At 51.0% G+C, this 3,157-nt stretch carries 1 protein-coding gene; it reads left to right on the top strand.

Features of this window, described 5'->3' with window-relative positions; all coding sequences use genetic code 11:
* Positions 1-3,157: choice-of-anchor D domain-containing protein (locus tag LHW48_08910; GenBank protein MCB5260569.1), on the top strand; the 3,157-nt coding region annotated here is incomplete at both ends.

The following is a 3,157-nucleotide window of genomic DNA, read 5'->3' as shown; positions in this document are numbered from 1 at the left end:
TCAATAAGCGGTAATACCACTCCCTCCGCCAATAGCGCATATCCTTATGTGATATCTGTACGCAACAGCGGCCTCTCCACTGTGAATAACTACACGGTAAAACTTATGCAAACCGGTGATGTGGAGCTTGGCTCTGTAAATGGTATATCCATTGCCCCGGGAGCGACCGTGGAACACACCATCTCCTGGACGCCTACCACGCTCGGCGGAACCCAGGTTTGGGGTAAAGTAGTATTTGCCGCAGATGAAAATCCTAATAACAACGAAACAGCTTATATGAATGTAACCGTGATGGCAGCAGGTTTGCAGATTGTGGATATCGGCACCGGAACTGCCACCCAACGCTTTCCCTTGGGGAGCTATTATGGCTATGAACGCAGCGCTGCCTTATATACCGCCGCAGAGCTTGGTTCGCAAAACACCCGCATCTCTGCGATCTCATGGTATTCCAGCATTGCTACCACGGCTGCTGTGCCCACCAAAATATATCTGAAAACCACCGGTGCCAGCACCTTGACTGCCGACACCTGGGACAATATGATCAGTGGCGCAGTCTTGCTCTATGATCAAAGTCAGACCGGTTTAGCAGCTGGCGACTGGAATTTGTTCCCGCTCAATGGCACATTTGATGTGGATCAGGGTGATAACCTTGTGATCCTGGTAGAAAGGAACTTTGGTGGAGGCGGTGCCAGCACAGCCGGCGGCAGCTCTGCCGGCGGTGGCATCTATTCCACCCCTATCCCTGGCGGCCACCTTACCTGGAATGCCGATAATAACCCTCCCACTACCAATGGCAGTGTAGCCGCAAACCGCCCCAATGTGCGCTTTGCCTACAGCACTTATACCATTGATACGCCTCCGAACCCCGCGATCGTAGGGAGCCCCACCAATGCAGCTATGGATGTAGCCCTCCATGCTACCTTGAATTGGAATAGCGGTGGCGGTGGCCCCACAGGCTACAAGCTGTTTTTGGGCACCAACAATCCCCCTACAAACATCCAAAACAACACGGATCTGGGGGATGTATTTACATACGAACCCACTGGCTTGGCTTATGGCACCACCTATTATTGGAAGATCGTGCCCTATAACGCTGTGGGTGCTGCCACAAACTGCCCGGTATGGAGCTTCAGTACCATGGCTGATCCCACTGTCGCCAGTTTCCCCTGGACGGAAGGTTTTGAAGAAGATTGGATCGGAACTCCTGAGGCACCTTTTGGATGGTCGCAGATCACTGTTTCCGGAGCAAACCCATGGAAGCCTTATTCATATAGCCCTCACACAGGATCATTTTGTGCTCAGGGTCCATGGGCTTCTGCTGGCGGTGAGCATTTATTGATCACTCCTCCATTAAGCTTTGGCACTGGTGACTATCGTCTGAAATTCTGGTTAAAAGGAAGCAACTCTACTAGTACAGACCTAAAAGTGCAGATAGCTTCCAGTAGTTCTTCCGCAGCAAACTTCAGCACAGATTTGGAGTATTACATTGCTGGGACCAATATGCCTACTGTATGGACAGAGCAAACAATTGACCTTGATGCCTATTCAGGAATTCAGTATATTGCCTTCAGGCTGCTTGATGATAATGGGTATAGTCTCTATATTGATGACGTAAGGGTAGAAGAGATCCCCTTGGGTCCCGTTGCTTTAGTGACACCGGATACCTGGGATTATGACACCCAGATCATTCATACTACCACGCCCAAGGAATTCACCATTACCAATATCGGTGTAGGTTCGCTTGAGATAAGCAGTATAAACGTTACCGGCACCGGCTTTGCCCTTGCCGAAGCTTTTACTGCAGATCCTTTACTCGAGAACGATAGCGCCAGCTTCACGGTGAATTTCACTCCTCAAACCGCAGGGGCACACAGTGGCATGATCACGATCAACAGTAACATTGCCTCAGTGCAAATCCCCCTCAGCGGTGACTGTATGGATCCTACCGTATATAGCATCCCCTGGACCGAAGGTTTTGAGACAGGTAATGTGAACTCAACGGCTGTTTTAGGCTGGATGCAGGAAGGAACTGCCGGCACCAGTGAATGGACTGCAAACGACACTGAGACAGGCTACAATCGCAGCCCCCATACCGGAGACTGGAATGCTTATTTGCGTTACAGCAACACCCGCTGGATGTTCAGACCCGTGCAATTGCAAGGCGGCGTGAACTATCGCGCTACCGTATGGGCCAGACAGGATGGATCTACTGCCACTAATGCCAGCATCGGCATCAGCTATGGCACCGAGGCCAGTGCGGCTGGCATGACAGAGACCATTCTGGCACCCACAGGATTAATTAATGGCGATTATCAAAAACTGGCAGGAGCCTTTAGTCCTGCTACCAGCGGTATCTATTACTTAGGTATCCTCGGTACGATAAACTCCAGCCCCTGGTACATCTCCATCGACGATATCTCGATTGAATTCCCCGAGCCCGTGCCTCCAGAGCCTGTTGTGGCAACCTTTCCTCTGAATGGCAGCACCACACTCTTGAACCCCATCCTGAAGTGGACTCCCAGCGCCGAAGGCGAGCCCGCCAGCAGTTACAAAGTATATCTGAATCAAGGTGGTGCTTTTACTGAAACCGATCTGGTATATGAAGGCGCAGACCTGCAGTATCAGACTACCGATACGATGAACGGTCAAGGGTACTTCTGGAAAGTAGCTGCTGTAAACAACTTCGGTTCTACAGACAGTGAGACCTGGTCTTTCCAAACCCCGGGCCAGTATCAATTGGCTGAAAGCTTCGAAGATGCCTTCCCGCCTGTCGGGTGGAGCAGAGAAAATTACTGGAACTCATCTACATCGTACGCTTTCCATGGTACAAAATCAGTATATCGCTCTACCAGCACAACCCCAATCAGGATGATCACCCCTCCCCTTGATTACGTTGCCGATAGCAAAGTATGGTTCCAAACTTACGTTGTCTCCAGCGATACCCAAAGAATGCAGCTCTCCTATCTGGATGGCACTACCTGGACAAACGTAGGACCCGAATTGGTTCTGATACCCGGAGCGTGGCAATCCCACGAAGTGGACCTAGGCAGCTTGGCTGGTAACAGCTACCAGCTGGGACTCGGTGCTTATTACGCAACCGGTGGCAGTGGTACATCCGTTTATCTTGATCACGTCATCGGCCCGGAATTCACCCCTA

This window comes from Candidatus Cloacimonadota bacterium (assembly GCA_020532355.1).
In the GTDB taxonomy this organism is placed as follows: domain Bacteria; phylum Cloacimonadota; class Cloacimonadia; order Cloacimonadales; family Cloacimonadaceae; genus UBA5456.
Note: the sequence above shows the minus strand (reverse complement) of the source record. Positions and strands in the feature narration are given on the sequence as shown.